The sequence below is a fragment of the Vibrio bivalvicida genome (assembly GCF_001399455.2).
Lineage (GTDB): Bacteria > Pseudomonadota > Gammaproteobacteria > Enterobacterales > Vibrionaceae > Vibrio > Vibrio bivalvicida.
The window spans coordinates 21,451-36,040 of record NZ_LLEI02000031.1; the positions used below are offsets into that span (position 1 = coordinate 21,451).

General features: G+C 43.4%; 14 protein-coding genes and 1 pseudogene. 9 read left to right on the forward strand and 6 right to left on the reverse strand.

Features of this window, described 5'->3' with window-relative positions:
• Nucleotides 1–151: 151 nt before the first annotated feature.
• Nucleotides 152–832 carry an outer membrane beta-barrel protein gene (locus tag APB76_RS10895; RefSeq protein WP_054963519.1) on the reverse strand — a complete coding sequence of 227 codons (681 nt, stop codon included), beginning with the start codon at nucleotides 830–832 and terminating at the stop codon, nucleotides 152–154.
• Between the two features lie 666 nt (nucleotides 833–1,498).
• Between APB76_RS10895 and APB76_RS10900 the strand changes: the two genes are divergently transcribed.
• The 5 genes from APB76_RS10900 (at nucleotide 1,499) to APB76_RS10920 (ending at nucleotide 4,154) form a co-directional block, all read left to right on the forward strand.
• The gene (locus APB76_RS10900; protein WP_049842728.1) at nucleotides 1,499–2,005 is read left to right on the forward strand and encodes a helix-turn-helix domain-containing protein; all 507 of its coding nucleotides are present in this window, start codon (nucleotides 1,499–1,501) and stop codon (nucleotides 2,003–2,005) included.
• Between the two features lie 73 nt (nucleotides 2,006–2,078).
• On the forward strand, nucleotides 2,079–2,312 hold the full coding sequence (locus tag APB76_RS10905; protein WP_150114943.1) for a hypothetical protein: 234 nt from the start codon (nucleotides 2,079–2,081) through the stop codon (nucleotides 2,310–2,312).
• Nucleotides 2,313–2,315: 3 nt separating this feature from the next.
• Nucleotides 2,316–2,948, forward strand: coding sequence for a queuosine precursor transporter (locus tag APB76_RS10910; RefSeq protein WP_049842730.1), 633 nt, complete (start codon nucleotides 2,316–2,318; stop codon nucleotides 2,946–2,948).
• Nucleotides 2,926–3,651, forward strand: coding sequence for a metallophosphoesterase family protein (locus tag APB76_RS10915; RefSeq protein ID WP_054963520.1), 726 nt, complete (start codon nucleotides 2,926–2,928; stop codon nucleotides 3,649–3,651). The genes APB76_RS10910 and APB76_RS10915 overlap by 23 nt, the downstream gene beginning before the upstream one ends.
• A complete protein-coding gene (locus APB76_RS10920) occupies nucleotides 3,648–4,154 on the forward strand; it encodes a DUF2165 family protein (protein ID WP_049842732.1) in 507 nt (168 codons plus the stop codon). Before APB76_RS10915 ends, APB76_RS10920 begins: the two co-directional genes overlap by 4 nt.
• Before the next feature lie 77 nt (nucleotides 4,155–4,231).
• Here APB76_RS10920 and APB76_RS22595 read toward each other — a convergent pair.
• Nucleotides 4,232–4,366: pseudogene (locus APB76_RS22595) on the reverse strand (phenylalanine--tRNA ligase subunit beta-related protein); the annotation flags it as partial.
• A gap of 159 nt (nucleotides 4,367–4,525) precedes the next feature.
• Between APB76_RS22595 and APB76_RS10925 the strand changes: the two are divergent.
• Nucleotides 4,526–6,034 (forward strand): DUF3360 domain-containing protein, encoded by a 1,509-nt coding sequence (locus tag APB76_RS10925; RefSeq protein WP_054963521.1) that lies wholly within the window; start codon nucleotides 4,526–4,528, stop codon nucleotides 6,032–6,034.
• Nucleotides 6,035–6,282: 248 nt separating this feature from the next.
• Here APB76_RS10925 and APB76_RS10930 read toward each other — a convergent pair whose 3' ends face one another.
• Nucleotides 6,283–7,260 carry a GlxA family transcriptional regulator gene (locus APB76_RS10930; RefSeq protein ID WP_054963522.1) on the reverse strand — a complete coding sequence of 326 codons (978 nt, stop codon included), beginning with the start codon at nucleotides 7,258–7,260 and terminating at the stop codon, nucleotides 6,283–6,285.
• 113 nt (nucleotides 7,261–7,373) lie between these two features.
• Between APB76_RS10930 and APB76_RS10935 the strand changes: the two genes are divergently transcribed.
• On the forward strand, nucleotides 7,374–7,994 hold the full coding sequence (locus tag APB76_RS10935) for a LysE family translocator (RefSeq protein WP_054963523.1): 621 nt from the start codon (nucleotides 7,374–7,376) through the stop codon (nucleotides 7,992–7,994).
• Nucleotides 7,995–8,218: 224 nt separating this feature from the next.
• Here APB76_RS10935 and pheT read toward each other — a convergent pair whose 3' ends face one another.
• Both pheT and pheS read right to left on the reverse strand, forming a co-directional pair.
• The gene (gene pheT / locus APB76_RS10940) at nucleotides 8,219–10,624 is read right to left on the reverse strand and encodes a phenylalanine--tRNA ligase subunit beta (protein WP_054963524.1); all 2,406 of its coding nucleotides are present in this window, start codon (nucleotides 10,622–10,624) and stop codon (nucleotides 8,219–8,221) included.
• Nucleotides 10,625–10,642: 18 nt separating this feature from the next.
• A complete protein-coding gene (gene pheS / locus APB76_RS10945) occupies nucleotides 10,643–11,626 on the reverse strand; it encodes a phenylalanine--tRNA ligase subunit alpha (RefSeq protein ID WP_004413586.1) in 984 nt (327 codons plus the stop codon).
• 289 nt (nucleotides 11,627–11,915) lie between these two features.
• Here pheS and APB76_RS10950 point away from each other — a divergent pair, with 289 nt between their 5' ends.
• On the forward strand, nucleotides 11,916–12,398 hold the full coding sequence (locus APB76_RS10950; RefSeq protein ID WP_054963525.1) for a GNAT family N-acetyltransferase: 483 nt from the start codon (nucleotides 11,916–11,918) through the stop codon (nucleotides 12,396–12,398).
• A 4-nt stretch (nucleotides 12,399–12,402) separates the two neighbouring features.
• Nucleotides 12,403–13,299 (forward strand): LysR family transcriptional regulator, encoded by an 897-nt coding sequence (locus tag APB76_RS10955; protein ID WP_054963526.1) that lies wholly within the window; start codon nucleotides 12,403–12,405, stop codon nucleotides 13,297–13,299.
• Here APB76_RS10955 and APB76_RS10960 read toward each other — a convergent pair.
• A complete protein-coding gene (locus APB76_RS10960) occupies nucleotides 13,274–14,398 on the reverse strand; it encodes a GGDEF domain-containing protein (protein ID WP_054963527.1) in 1,125 nt (374 codons plus the stop codon). The genes APB76_RS10955 and APB76_RS10960 overlap by 26 nt on opposite strands.
• Nucleotides 14,399–14,590 lie beyond the last annotated feature (192 nt).

A 14,590-nucleotide genomic window follows, 5' to 3' on the forward strand; every position in this document is an offset into this window, starting at 1 on the left:
GTTTTAGATCTGCGGCTAACATCGCAGATCATGGGTTGGGGTCTACTTGTTTCAGGAACTTTGTAGATTTATAACAAACAAAAGCGCGGTCATAATGACCGCGCTATTCGCTATATAGTTTTTAGTTTTAAGCCAACTGACGTTGTTTTGATTAGAAGCTGTAAGAAGCGTTAATGTAGAACTGAGTAGAGCTATCAAACTTCGCTGTGATTGAGCCACCTTCGTCAGAACTTAGCTTATGTTCATTGCCAAATAGTTGAGTATGACGAAGGCCAACTTCTGCTGCAAAGCTTTCAGTGAAATTGTAGCCCGTACCCATGTTTAAGCCCGCTGAAAGTCCGCTTTTCTTGCTCTCAATTGAGCCAGTTTGAGCACCATCTTCAAACTCAGTCAGCTTTAGTTTGCTGTTGTAGTAACCTAACGTACCACCACCAACAACAAACCAATCGTTAGTCAAGAAGTACATGTAATCCGCTCCCAAGCCTAATTGATAGCTGTTGCGTTCTAGATCGTTTTTTTCAACAACACCGTCATCAAGATCGAATTCGCTAAATTCCACTTTGTCATCGGCGTCACGCTGAACATAGCCGTAAACTCGTACGTTTTGGTTTAGATATTGACCTGCTTGTAAACGAATGTAACCCGCAGAATCCATCTCGTTAACCATTTTGCTATAGTCATCCGTTGCTTCTTGATCTAGATTCTGACTAGTCATTGAAGTTGAAAACTTACCTCCACCCAGCTCTAAACCCACATAAGTCTTAGCGAATGTTGCTGGTGATACTAGTAATAACGAAGTGATGGCTGAAGTTAGAACTGTTACTTTTTTCATGGATGTATCTCTTATTAAATCAAAATATGTCTATTTGTACTGCCTTGATAGAACGAGCAGTTACACTCCAGAAGCAAGGCAGGGCCATATTAGGCAACGGGTTACGTTAATGACTACAAACTTAATAAAACACAAGCACACGAAATGTTTATTTTTTATTTAAGGCATTGTTTTAAAATGATTTAATCGTTCTAATTAATTGTGAACAGCTGACACATAGGTGAAATTTTAGTTTCTAGCAGTTGGCGTAATAAGGCTTGATTTTAGTGTTTCCGGGAAGTTGCTTTGTAGCGATACTTGGCCTTTGGTCTAAATATTTGAATGAACTTAGCTGTTCAGATCATAGGTTGACTATTTAGTTCCCTGACTTAGGAAACAAAACCTCTGAAAGATATGAGACCTACATACAATCCCTACAAAAAGTGCCCGATATAATCGGGCAAAATTATAGAATAACAAAACACTCGGCAAGAGTAACAACAACCCCTACAAACTAGGTAGAATATTAATTCCTGACATCAGACATAACTAACTCTGGATAAATAATAAAAAAACATTTAGATTTCGGGGTACAATAAAAAAGTACACGTTTCATTTAAATAAATCAAAAAAATTCATTTAAATGAAACGATAAATCAACATAAGTCACATATAGTTGGTAAATAAATGATAAACGAAATAGTAAGACTCATAAAAGAGAGTAAAAAATCTACTGGTGGTATAAAATATCTTGCTCAAGAAATGGGAGTAAAATACAGCACTCTCTATAGCCTTTACTCAGGAAAAAACAGTAACCCTACTATTGACACTGTTGGTAAAATTTGTGACTACTACAATATCACTTTTTCCGACCTTTCTTCGGATACTCATGTTCAGCAATGCTTTGATGCACTAACTGAAAGCCTTATCGAATTATCGAAACATAAGGGCATTGAGGTTTTTATCAAGAACAATGACCTCATTGATAGCCTACCTAAAAGCAGCCAATTGATCTTTGAACAATTCACGCCTCCTCTAAAAAACAAAAATCACTATATTTGCATAACTAAGTCCAATGAGATTGTTTTAAGAAAAGTAATGAAAGACGAGAACCAATTCGTATTCATTTCCACCAACAGAATAATTCATGAGAATGACCGCCCAATAATGCAGCTGAAAAATGTTAAAATTTAATCTATTAAAAATCAGAAAGAAGAAAAGTAAACTCTATTTTATTGATGGATTAGTCGGATTTATTGATAATGAAATGTTCAAACACGCCTACATTGACAAATATGACATTAAAAAACATCAAGAAAGTTACTCTATCTCAGATGAACGAATTCGTTCGGTCAATGCTCGCGAAAAAACGGTTGAGATGGAAATAGCAGATATCCCGGTAACTCTCACGATGAAAAGTCTAATGAAACCTTCAATTCGGCAGCAGCTTAATATCAGCAATGAAAACTTTGTCGCTATCTATCGCCAAATGGAGCAATAACAAATGAACGTACTAGAAAAGTCAACCATGCTTGCGACTCTAGGGCTGCTCTGTTTCCTAACTGCATCAAACATGGCAGCAGCGAAAGCAGTCGAATTCTTTGGTATTCACCTCACCGCAGGCTTTTTTACCTACCCATTTGTTTATCTTTTCTCATCGATTATCATGGCCACACGTTCTCCAGACGTGTACTTCAAGTGTATTACCTTCGCTTACTTTGGTTACTTGTCATTTATAAGCTTGATGTACATCGCGGCAATACTTCCCGGTGTGAATGCAGAGTCGACGTACAACCAGAGCTTTGACTTGATCTATAACCTCAGCAATTACCGAATCTACTTGTCTTCACTATGCGCTTATTTTGTCTCGATGTTTCTGTTTGGTGTGCTTTTCAACTCACTGAAGATTGAAAGCGTTGCGATCAGAATTGTACTGGCAACGCTGATCGTTGCCCTTGCTGACGTCAACCTTTTCCTTATCCTTGCTTTCTGGGGCGTAAAAGAAAGCAGCTTACTGATGAACATTATGTTCTGGGCGAGCATTAAAAAACTGGTCGCACAACTAATTTTGCTGGGACCAACCCTTTTACTTATTAACCTGATCAGGAATAAACATGAGTACTGTGTTTCAAATTAGCGATTGCCATTTGAGCGACGACTCGAGCTTTCAAAACCTAGAGAAAGCACTGAATGTCGCCAATGCTGATAGGGGTTGCGACACGATACTACTAACTGGTGATATCTGTTGTGGACCTAAGTCCGGAGACTATACGAAGCTGCTTGAGTTTGTTTCCAATCACATCAACAGCAAACAAGTTTTTGCGATTGCAGGTAATCATGACGACATCGACTTGATGAAAGACGAGCTCAAAGGATCGTTGATTCAAGTAACAGATCAATGTCAGATTGCCGGGCGCGAATTCATCTTCCTCGACTCAAGCCAGAAGCCTATTAATGCTCAACATCCACTTGGCTCCGGTAGGATAGACAATCGTGGCATCGCTCAGCTGAAAAGGCAAATCCGAAAAAAGAAAGACCCGGTAGTGGTTGTGCATCACCCAGTAATTCGTGTCGGATCAGAGTGGATGAAAGCTATCTGCCTTGAGAACGACCAGAAAATATTCCATATCCTTAAGCAAGCTGGTGTAAGAGAGGTTATTTGTGGTCATGGCCATGATCATATCACCTGCACCAAAGAAGGTATCACTCAGTACATGGCACCAGCCACAGCTTATGGGTTTGATCACTCCATTCCCGAATACAATCGAAGTGAACGTATCGGAATGAACAAATTTACTATTTCAAAACAAACAATAACTGTAAATGAGGTTGTGCTATGAGATTAAGCTTGGTTCTCGATATTTCGAAAGCCGTTGTCGCGATGTATGTTGGGGTATTCTGCGTACTGGTCAGCTATAACAATGTGATTGACTACAATACAAACTTTCAATTTGTACAACACGTATTGGCGATGGACCAAATGAAGGCATTTTTTACCGGTGGTAACCTGTACGGACGTGCGATTACCTCCTCAACACTTCACACTGTATTTTACAATCTGATCATCGCACTTGAATTTCTCGCGGGCGCTTTATGCGTAATCGGCGCTGTGATTATGTTCTTCAAACGTGAAGCGGCCGGGTTCTCCAAAGGCCAGGCTTTTTATGTATCTGGTGTAACAGTCGCTTTAGGTGTGTGGTATTTCGGTTTTGGCGTGGTTGGCGCTGAGTGGTTCTCGATGTGGGCAAACTCATGGAACGGCCAGATGAAGGCATACACTTTCGCTATGTTTATCATTCTGACGTTGATTTATGTCCTGATGCCAAGACCAAGTAACGATTAATTTCGCACTAGTAGCCATAAAAAACCTGCCGCTTTCATATGAAGTTGGCAGGTTTTTTACTATCTAGTCAGAGGTGATTAGTCGCGTAACGACGCACCGAACTTCTCAGATACGTGAGCAACGATAGCGTCTACCGCGCCAGCGATGTCTGCATCTTCAAGTGTGCGTTCTACAGATTGCAGCGTTAGCGCGATTGCTAAGCTCTTCTTACCTTATTATCTAGCCTCTTCATACTTTCAGGCTAACTCTACGACTAATGTCTAACTAACTGAGACTATTTGTTTTTTTGAGATTGGTTTAAGGTACTAACAACTTAAATGATTACGTTTGTTGGAACAACACACCTCAGAGTGTGAACGAAAGGAATCAAAATGAGCAGTACTTTAGAGTCCGCACATATAAGAACAGATAAGCCTCAACCCAATGAGGATCAACTCACTTATGAACAACAACACAAACCAAGCTCTGAATTTGAGTCCCGAGAGCAGTATCTAGAGCACGAACTGCAAATCATGTCGCCTAAACGCTGGCGTCCAAACTTGCCGTTTAAAGATTATCGATTTGAGGTTGAAGACACCATCCCAGCAATGGCGGCGACCATTGGTAAAGTGGTAATGGTGGGCGCTATTGCAGCAACCTTTGCCGGAGCTCTAGGGCTAAACGAAGGGTTTATTCTAGAAAATGTTCGTTATGAATTACTTATCGCTTCCGTTTTCATTATTCTTTTCTCTGGCTTTTTGTTGCCAACCGCCAACCTCGCAGGTACACACGGACCACTTATCCCTTTGATTCCGATTGTTGTTGCCGCTGGTGGACACCCGATGGCCTTTGGCTTGCTGATTGGCGCGTTTGGCTTATTATTGGCCATCAGTAAAGGTGGCAGCATGTTGGCAAATCTCACCAGTAAAGGCGTGTGTGGCGGCTTATTGCTCTACCTAGGCTTTGTTGGGACCGTTTCTCAAGTCAAAAAGCTATTCGCTTGGGCAGAAGGAATTGGTATGAGCCACATCGCTTTCGTCGTGATCTTTTGTACCATTATCTTGTACGCGTTATTGGAACATTTCCGTAAGCGTTGGCTAGCAGTGCCTCTTAGCTGCTTGCTGGGTGGCTCGTTAGCTTTTGCGATGGGCGCACCGTTTTCTTTCCAAACCGAGCCTGGTTTGCCTCATATGAACCCTATGTATTGGTGGGGGGAAGAGACAGGTTGGATGCTAGGCCTACCGACAATCGAACATTTCATGGTGGTATTGCCGTTTGCTATTTTAGCTGTGGCTATGTGGTCGCCAGACTTCTTAGGACATCAGGTCTTTCAAAAAATCAGCTACCCAGAACGTACCGAAAAAGTACACATGAATATTGACGATACCATGGCCACGGCTTCTATTCGTCAGACGTTCGGCTCTCTTCTTGGTGGTACTAACTTTACCTCTTCATGGGGGACTTACATCGTACCAGCCGCAATTGCTAAACGCCCTATTCCTGCGGGTGCATTGCTGACGGCTCTGTTTTGTATCATCGCCGCAATTTGGGGTTACCCGATGGATTTAGCTATCTGGCAACCTGTGCTTTGTGTTGCGCTAATCGTTGGTGTATTCGTCCCATTGCTAGAAGCTGGCATGGAAATGACGCGCGAAGGGAAAACCACTCAATCGGCCGCAATCGTTGTATTTTCATCAGCGCTAGTAAACCCTGCTTTTGGTTGGTCGCTCACTATGCTGTTAGACAACTTAGGCTTAGTCGGTTGTAAAGAACGTAGCGGTGAACTGAGTAAAATGAGCCGTTGGGTGTTGCCTAGCATTATGTTTGTGGTGCTAACCAGTGTGATGGCGTTGGTTGGGCTTTTGCCAGGGGTACCAGCGATTATCCCTAGCTTTCGCTAACCGTTAGACGCGAGTTGAAGCCAATGGGTATTTAACCTCTCGGTTATATCTGTAAAAACTAAGGCCTCGCAATTGCGAGGCCTTTGGTTTCTGAGGTGATGACCAGCTGACTCATTTTCGCCCCAAAATCATTTAGAGCTAATGCTCATCACACCTTCTGAAAAACGTAATTGCTCCAAAATTTATGATGAGCCAGAAGTTGGAGTTCATTGAATGTTGAAAGGTCGCTCGTTAGACACACATAGTCATCACGCTATCGGATCGCGTCGGCATTGCCCAGGTGTCACGCCAAATTTTTTCTTGAAAATCTTGCATAAATAGCTGATATCCTTAACACCAACTTCATCTGCAAGTTGCACAAGGTCATGGCTAGAATGCGTCAATCGCCAGTATACATGTTGTAGGCGTAGTTCTTGCCAATAATGACGCGCGGAAACTCCGAGCTTTTGCTGAAATAAGCGATCCAATTGTCGTCGACTAATGCCGATGAGCGAAGCAACCTGTTCTACGGTTATTGTCTGTTCTAAGTTTTCTTGCATTAAAGAAACCGCTCTATCCATATGACGATTCCTGTATAGTCCTTGCACTGACGACTTCAGGCGGTGTTGCATACTGCGATTTTCATCAACCAGCATATCCGCTAAGCCTTTTTCTGCTTTTATCTGACCAACATGTTTTTGCAAAATTGCCACCGCAAGATCGATAGCTGCGCTTCCCCCAGTACAACTGATCAACTTGCGATCAAAATGATAAAGCTGTTCATCTCTTACGACTACTTTTGGGTAAGTAGCTTTGAATTCACTATGATGTCGCCAATGAACCACGACTTGATGACGATTCAGTAGCCCTAACTCCGCAAGGGTAAAGCAAGCGTTATCGATGCTTACTATCGGTATGCTATTTGCCACAACGGTTCGAATAAAAGAGCGGTAATAAGCTGCCTGCTGCTGTGACTCAATCGCAGTGTGACTACCAAAGAACACCACATAGTCAAAATCCGCAAGTTGCACTTCACTAGGATCGAAATCAACATTTATTGGGATACCACTACTAGAAACAATTAATCCTTTGGTGTGAGATAAGATTTCCCATGAACAATACCGCTGTTGACTGTTATCGGCTTCATCTGCTGAAAAACGGAGTTTATCCAAGAAACCACCAAACGGGAGCATGTTAAAATTATTTAGAGGTATCAATAGAAAGCGGACACCATTTTCTGCATTCATTTGTCGTACACCCTTTGTCTAAATAACCGCATTTTACGTCCAGATAATACCATAAATAATTTTAGAATTAAGAGATACTAAACTCAATTCAGTTTCTAATTATTTGGTAAGTTATGACGTTTGAAATTTGGTGTGTCTTTTCTCTATCTGCTCTAGGGCTTGCTTGTGTACCAGGCCCTAACTCACTTTTGGCACTAAGCCATGGTGCTCGATATGGTTATAAAAAAACAATTTGGACGATATGTGGAGGTATTAGTGGCTTCTTCATATTGATCACGGTAGCATTGCTCGGATTAGGCACGCTACTAGAAACAAAACCTGAGTTGATGATTGGTCTTCAATGGTTGGGCGCATTATATCTTGCATGGTTAGGTATTAAATTGTTTTTTGCGTCTGCAATTAACATAGAGCAAACAGCAGTGGTTTCTATTTTGCCGAAAGAGCTTTTTAAGCAAGGTTATTTCGCAGCATTGTCTAACCCGAAAGTCTTGCTATTTTTTACTGCATTTTTAGCTCAGTTTATCAATCCGGACGAGGCATTTATTCCGCAGTTTCTGGTGATAACATTCAGCTTTCTTTGCATTGAGTTCGCCGTAGAGTTTAGCGTGGCGAAACTAGCTGATAGGGTTAAAACGCTACTTTTGGCTAATGGACGAATTTTCAATCAGTGTTGCGGTACGATATTCTTGCTATTAGCAGTAATAGCTATTCTGCATGGTAAAGCTGTTCTTTGAGGGAATTAACATTGACTTTTGTACTTACTTGAATTCCCACTTTTTGATATTGCAGTTAGACTTTGCCATACCTTAGTGTCATCCAATGAATTTACCCCGAAAAACTTTACCGAGGGAGGTGGATTGAAGCTTGGGCTTGGGTAACGCCCAACTCCTTATTCGCCCCAAACAAAAAGGCCTCGCAATGCGAGGCCTTTGGTTTTCCATCTAATCAGAAGTGATGATTAGTCACGCAGTGACGCACCAAACTTCTCAGATACGTGAGCTACGATAGCGTCAACCGCACCAGCGATGTCTGCATCTTCAAGCGTACGCTCAACTGACTGTAGCGTCAGTGCGATAGCTAGGCTCTTCTTACCTTCTTCAACGCCTTTACCAACGTAAACGTCGAATAGTTTCGCGTCTTTCAGGAACTCGCCACCTTGTTCTAGACATGCTGCAACGATGTCGCCAGAAGCGACTGCTTCGTCAACAACGACCGCGATGTCACGACGGTTTGATGGGAACTTAGAAAGCTGTACAGCTTCTGGAATCACTTTAGTGTTGATTGCAGACCATTCCACTTCGAATACGATAGTACGGCCGTTTAGACCAAACTTACGCTCAAGCTCTGGGTGCACAGTACCAATCACACCAACATGCTTACCATCAACTATGATTGCCGCAGATTGACCTGGGTGAAGCGCTGGGTTCGCTGCTTTATCTTCAGCAGAAAGCGCAGCAAAAGAGTATGCGTTTTCGTTTGCTGTAAGCTCAAGAACCGCTTCTAGGTCGCCTTTCAAGTCAAAGAAATCAACTGTGTTGGTTTCGATGTCCCAGTGCTCTTCGCTGCGAGTACCTGCAATAACACCTGCAAGCATAGGCTCTTGGCGCATACCGTTTTCAGCAGACTCACACGGGATGAAACGTAGGCCGTATTCGAATAGACGAACGCGTGGCTGTTGACGCTTCTGGTTGTGAACCACTGTGTTTAGTAGACCTTGGATAAGGCCTAGGCGCATTGCTGACATATCCGCAGAAATTGGGAATGGCAGGATTAGCGGATCTACACCCGGAACAACAAGCTTTTGCTGCTCTGGTTCAACGAAGCTGTAAGTGATCGCTTCTTGGTAACCACGGTCAACAAGTAAGTTACGAACGCGTTTAAGCGGGATGTTCGCTTCAACATGGTCGTGCATCTTAAGTGCTGCTGCTGGGTTTTGGTTAGGAATGTTATCGTAACCGTAGATGCGACCTACTTCTTCAATTAGGTCTTGCTCGATAGCGATATCAAAACGCCATGTCGGTGCAGTAGCCGTCCAACCTGTTTCGGCGGTTTCTACTGTTAGACCTAAACGCTCTAAGATCTCAACAACATCGCTGTCTACAATGTGATGACCTAGTAGGTTGTCTAACTTAGAGCGGCGAAGCGCTACTGTATTTGGTGTTGGTAGGTCAGTTTCTGACTCAACCACAACAACAGGTGCGACTTCACCACCACAGATTTCAACTAGAAGATCTGTTGCACGCTCCATTGCATTCACTTGTAGTGCGTAATCGACACCACGCTCAAAGCGCATTGAAGAATCTGTGTGTAGACCGTAGCTACGAGCGCGACCACGGATGTGGTCTGGAGCGAAGAACGCACACTCAAGTAGAATGTCTTGAGTCTTTGTAGTCACACCAGACTCTTCACCACCAAAGATACCTGCGATAGCAAGTGCTTTGTTGTGATCTGCTACCACTAGAGTATCTGCATTTAACTCTGCTTCGTTGCCGTCTAGAAGAGTTAGCTTTTCGCCCTGCTCTGCCATACGTACAACAATACCACCTTCGATCTTAGCAAGATCAAATGCGTGCATTGGCTGGCCTTGTTCTAGAAGAACGTAGTTGGTGATGTCTACTACTGGGTCAATCGAACGAATACCACAGCGGCGCAGTTTCTCTTGCATCCAAAGTGGCGTTTCAGCTTGAACGTTTACGTTTTTAACCACACGGCCAAGGTAACGTGGACACGCAGCTGTCGCTTTCACTTCGATAGAAACTGTGTCGTCGATAGCTGGAGCAACAGGGTTAACTGCAGGCTCAGTCACGTCAGCACGGTTTAGTACGCCAACTTCACGTGCCATACCGCGGATGCTGAAACAGTCAGCGCGGTTAGCCGTTAGGTCTACGTCTACTGTTACGTCGTCAAGACCTAGGAATTCGCGGAAATCAGTGCCTATTACTGCGTCTTCCGCTAGCTCCATGATACCATCAGATTCTACGTCTATACCTAGCTCAGAGAATGAACACAGCATGCCGTGTGATGGTTGACCACGTAGTTTTGCTTTTTTGATTTTGAAATCGCCTGGTAGTACAGCACCAACGGTTGCGACAGCAACTTTGATACCTAGGCGACAGTTAGATGCGCCACAAACGATGTCTAGAAGTTCTTCAGCGCCAACATCTACTTTAGTTACTCGTAGTTTGTCAGCGTCTGGGTGTTGACCACACTCAACCACTTTACCTACTTTAACGCCAGTGAAAGAACCAGCTACAGGTAGTACGTCGTCTACTTCTAGACCCGCCATTGTGATTTGGTGTGTAAGTTCGTCAGTCGATACCGCAGGGTTTACCCACTCACGAAGCCAAGATTCGCTAAATTTCATAGTGATGTATCCCTTGGATTACTTGAACTGTTTTAGGAAACGAAGGTCGTTCTCGAAGAACGCACGAAGATCGTTTACGCCGTAACGGAGCATAGTTAGACGCTCAACGCCCATACCAAATGCGAAGCCAGAGTACTTCTCAGGGTCGATGCCTACACTGCGCAGTACGTTAGGGTGAACCATGCCACAACCTAGAACTTCAAGCCATTTTCCATTCTTACCTTTCACGTCCACTTCTGCTGAAGGCTCTGTGAATGGGAAATAAGAAGGACGGAAACGAACTTCAACTTCTTCTTCAAAGAAGTTACATAGGAAGTCGTGCAGAATACCTTTTAGCTGAGCAAAATTGACGTTCTCGTCTACTAGCATGCCTTCCACTTGGTGGAACATTGGCGTGTGCGTTTGGTCGTAGTCGTTACGGTAAACACGACCCGGTGCGATGAAACGGAATGGTGGTTTACCATTTTCCATCGTACGGATCTGAACGCCAGACGTGTGAGTACGTAGCATTAGATCTGGGTTAAAGAAGAAGGTATCGTGGTCAGTACGCGCTGGGTGATCTTCTGCGATGTTTAGTGCATCAAAGTTGTGGAATGCATCTTCAATCTCAGGACCAGACTCAGTGTTAAAGCCTAGCTCACCGAAGAACTGTTCAATACGCTCAACAGTACGAGTAACTGGGTGTAGACCACCGTTCTCAATACGACGACCTGGTAGAGTAACGTCGATTGTTTCTGCAGCTAATTTCGCTTCAAGCTCTGCACGTTGTAATGCATCTTTACGAGCTGCGATAGCTTGTTGAACAACGCCTTTTGCTTTGTTGATCTCTTGACCAGCTTCACGGCGCTCTTCTGGTGGTAGTTTACCTAAGCTTTGAAGCTGAGCCGTTAGCTCACCTTTTTTGCCTAGATACTGAACACGCACTTCATCAAGTGCAACTAACGAATCCGCGGCTTCAATAGCTGCGTTCGCGTTAGCAATGATCTCTTCTAGATGTTGCATCGTTTCCTCATCTACCTTTTGGTAGTGTCCATAAGGTTTCCCGCAAGGGAATTTCGGTATTTTCAAGTAGCTGTACATAGTAACGAAAGCCAGGTTCAAAGCCAAACTGAAATATCCGTAGAATCGTCTATTGGACACTTCTCAATCATCTAAATGGGGAGTTCACCAAGATACTTACCGCAAACACATCAGTTTTTGTTATATTTAATATGATTAAAAATAATTTTAAATTATCAACCTCTATCGATACATTGGCTGTAAACGCATTAAACAAATCAACGAGGTCATTATGAAACTGACAATCACACCAGTTCTTGCTGAACACGATCCAACAATCTGCCAAATCATTCATGCGGTGGGTGCAGAGTTTGGGGCTGTAGGAGAAGGATACGGCCCTTCAGATGCCGAAGTCAGTCATATGAGCCAGTCTTATACTCTTGATAACCGCTCACTTTATTTGGTAGCTCTACTCAATGGAAAGATTGTTGGCGGATGTGGTCTTGCACCTTTCTCCAATAGCGAGGAGATCTGTGAGCTAAAGAAACTCTTCCTTCTTCCCGAAAGCAGAGGGCTGGGTTTAGGCCGTAAGCTAGTATCGGAATGCCTTGACTTCGCCATAAAGCACGGGTTTAAGTCATGTTATCTCGACACCCTGTCAAATATGAATGCTGCAGTTAGAATGTATGAAGCATTTGGTTTTGAACACTTATCTCAGCCGCTCGAAGGTACCGAGCACAATAGCTGCGATGTCTGGATGCTAAAAGAGCTGTAATGACATGAATAACTACAAACTCCTGCCTGCTTTAAATGCCTTGCTTCAAACGCAAAGTCTCACTGAAGCAGCCAAGTTGCTCCACGTTACTCAACCTGCCATGAGTCGAACACTCGGTCAGATACGGGATGCTTTTGGTGATCCAATGTTAGTTCGTGACGGGAAGGAGTTTGTACTGACCAATAGAGCGCGAGAACTAAAGCAAACTATTCCTAGTTTACTCAGGGATATGGATGCGCTCTATCAACGCTCAGATTTTGAGCTTGAAGAAATTCAGCGACGATTTCATATTGCATTCGACTCATTTATCTCAGCTACCGCGTTGCCTGAGATCGCCAAGTTGCTCTCTTCAACTTGTCCAAACGCCTCAATACAAGGGTCTATCTTAGATGATGGACAGTTAGAAGCCATCGCAACAAGTTCCCTTGATTTAGTTGCAACTATGGCGGTAGACGTTCCAAACCATATTCATGGAAAACGTATCGCCAGTGACCATTATGTGGTACTCGGTGCTGGACTACATTGGCACGGACGGTCAGAGATATCTTTACAAGAGTACTTTACAGCAAAGCATATTCAGGTAAGTGGCTTAAGTGACAAAACACGTGAAGTAGATGGTGTGTTTAAAAAACGTGAGCACCAAAGAAGGATTGCCGCAGTGATGCCCAACCTAGATAGTGCAGCGCAATTGCTGGCAGAAACCTCTTATCTAATGACAGTTCCTAGCCATATTGCTGATGCTTTGTGTTGCCAGCATTCCTTGAAAACACTGCCATTGCCTTTCGAGTTACCGGAGCATCACTATTACCTACTATGGCACGAACGACACCATAAAGACCCAGAACACCGTTGGTTTCGCCAAGAGTGTTACAGACTTATAAAACAGCGCTTTCAGCCTTAAAAGCGCTGACCTGATTCCTGCCTTTTGATTTTGCATCGTATACGGCTTTATCAGCAGCTTTAATTAGGTCGTTATAGTCGAGCATGTCAGTTGTTCGCTCCGCAACTCCGACACTGATACTACCACGCCAAACATTCTCGCCCACAGGGACAAGCATTTGATTCACTATGTGACGTGTCAGCTCTGCGATATGTACACCGCCTTCCGTAGTGGTATTTGGACAAATAACAAAGAACTCATCGCCACCCAATCGGCAGACAAGATCATCACTTCTAAAAGAGTCAGCAAGCGTTTGAGCAAGCTCGGTTAACAGTCTGTCTCCGGCATCATGGCCCGCAGTATCGTTAACTTGCTTAAAGTAATCAACATCGATCATGATACAAGTGAGAGGCTCTTGATCTTGAGTCGATTCTTGCCAATAAGCTTTCAACTTTCGGATTGCACAGCGCCTATTAGGCAATTGAGTTAAAGAGTCCGTCAGTGACAACTCTTCTAGCTGCTTGTTTGCTTGGGAAAGCTGCTTCGTTCTTTCTTCAACTTTATCTTCAAGATGCTGGTTGAGTTCGACAAGCGTTTTATTGTGTTCAGAGACTTGTTCAAACAGTCCATTCAACGCTTTCAGAAGTGGCTCTGTGGAGCAATCTTGCTGCTTCTCTTCGTTCTCCCAAGCCACCTTTGGGTCAAGCCCTAATTTGATCTGCTGTACTTGCCGCGACATATTTTGGTCAATACCAAGAATATGATAAGCGAGCCAGTGAATTAGAAAGTTAAGCAGTTGTTCCGAAGTCTTCTGGTTGCCATCATTGATAAACGACTGCATGCTCAAAATGTCGGTCATAAACGCACGATGCACTTTAACATGCTCTTCAATGTGGGCTTCGTACAGGCCAACACTACGCATTAGATTTTCTTCTTCCTTGAAGTGAAACTCGGCATAGCGAGAAAGCTCATATAACGCCATTCTGATGTCTTCGACGGAAATGCTATTGTGAGTGATTAATTCTCCATAACGATTAATGATTTCAACTAAGTATTGATGCTGCTCATCAACATCATTAAGACCTGTTTCATAACACGCATCCCACTCAAATGACTTCATTCGCTATCGCCTTTTACTTATAACTCTACGCACTGTAGCCGTTGTAGCGTCGCACATTAACCTTGATTTACAGGTGGAATTATACATCAATTTGCAATATTGCTAAAAAGTAGCACAAATATAAGGGGGCTCAATCTGCTAATGCCGATCAGTTAAGCCTAAAATGATCGGTTGAACGATCCTCCAAAGACG

What these genes read in the sequence shown, in the direction of transcription:
- APB76_RS10895 (WP_054963519.1), bottom strand. Translation starts at nt 832, where the DNA reads ATGAAAAAAGTAACAGTTCTAACTTCAGCCATCACTTCGTTATTACTA.
- APB76_RS10900 (WP_049842728.1), top strand. Translation starts at nt 1,499, where the DNA reads ATGATAAACGAAATAGTAAGACTCATAAAAGAGAGTAAAAAATCTACT.
- APB76_RS10905 (WP_150114943.1), top strand. Translation starts at nt 2,079, where the DNA reads ATGTTCAAACACGCCTACATTGACAAATATGACATTAAAAAACATCAA.
- APB76_RS10910 (WP_049842730.1), top strand. Translation starts at nt 2,316, where the DNA reads ATGAACGTACTAGAAAAGTCAACCATGCTTGCGACTCTAGGGCTGCTC.
- APB76_RS10915 (WP_054963520.1), top strand. Translation starts at nt 2,926, where the DNA reads ATGAGTACTGTGTTTCAAATTAGCGATTGCCATTTGAGCGACGACTCG.
- APB76_RS10920 (WP_049842732.1), top strand. Translation starts at nt 3,648, where the DNA reads ATGAGATTAAGCTTGGTTCTCGATATTTCGAAAGCCGTTGTCGCGATG.
- APB76_RS10925 (WP_054963521.1), top strand. Translation starts at nt 4,526, where the DNA reads ATGAGCAGTACTTTAGAGTCCGCACATATAAGAACAGATAAGCCTCAA.
- APB76_RS10930 (WP_054963522.1), bottom strand. Translation starts at nt 7,260, where the DNA reads ATGAATGCAGAAAATGGTGTCCGCTTTCTATTGATACCTCTAAATAAT.
- APB76_RS10935 (WP_054963523.1), top strand. Translation starts at nt 7,374, where the DNA reads ATGACGTTTGAAATTTGGTGTGTCTTTTCTCTATCTGCTCTAGGGCTT.
- pheT (WP_054963524.1), bottom strand. Translation starts at nt 10,624, where the DNA reads ATGAAATTTAGCGAATCTTGGCTTCGTGAGTGGGTAAACCCTGCGGTA.
- pheS (WP_004413586.1), bottom strand. Translation starts at nt 11,626, where the DNA reads ATGCAACATCTAGAAGAGATCATTGCTAACGCGAACGCAGCTATTGAA.
- APB76_RS10950 (WP_054963525.1), top strand. Translation starts at nt 11,916, where the DNA reads ATGAAACTGACAATCACACCAGTTCTTGCTGAACACGATCCAACAATC.
- APB76_RS10955 (WP_054963526.1), top strand. Translation starts at nt 12,403, where the DNA reads ATGAATAACTACAAACTCCTGCCTGCTTTAAATGCCTTGCTTCAAACG.
- APB76_RS10960 (WP_054963527.1), bottom strand. Translation starts at nt 14,398, where the DNA reads ATGAAGTCATTTGAGTGGGATGCGTGTTATGAAACAGGTCTTAATGAT.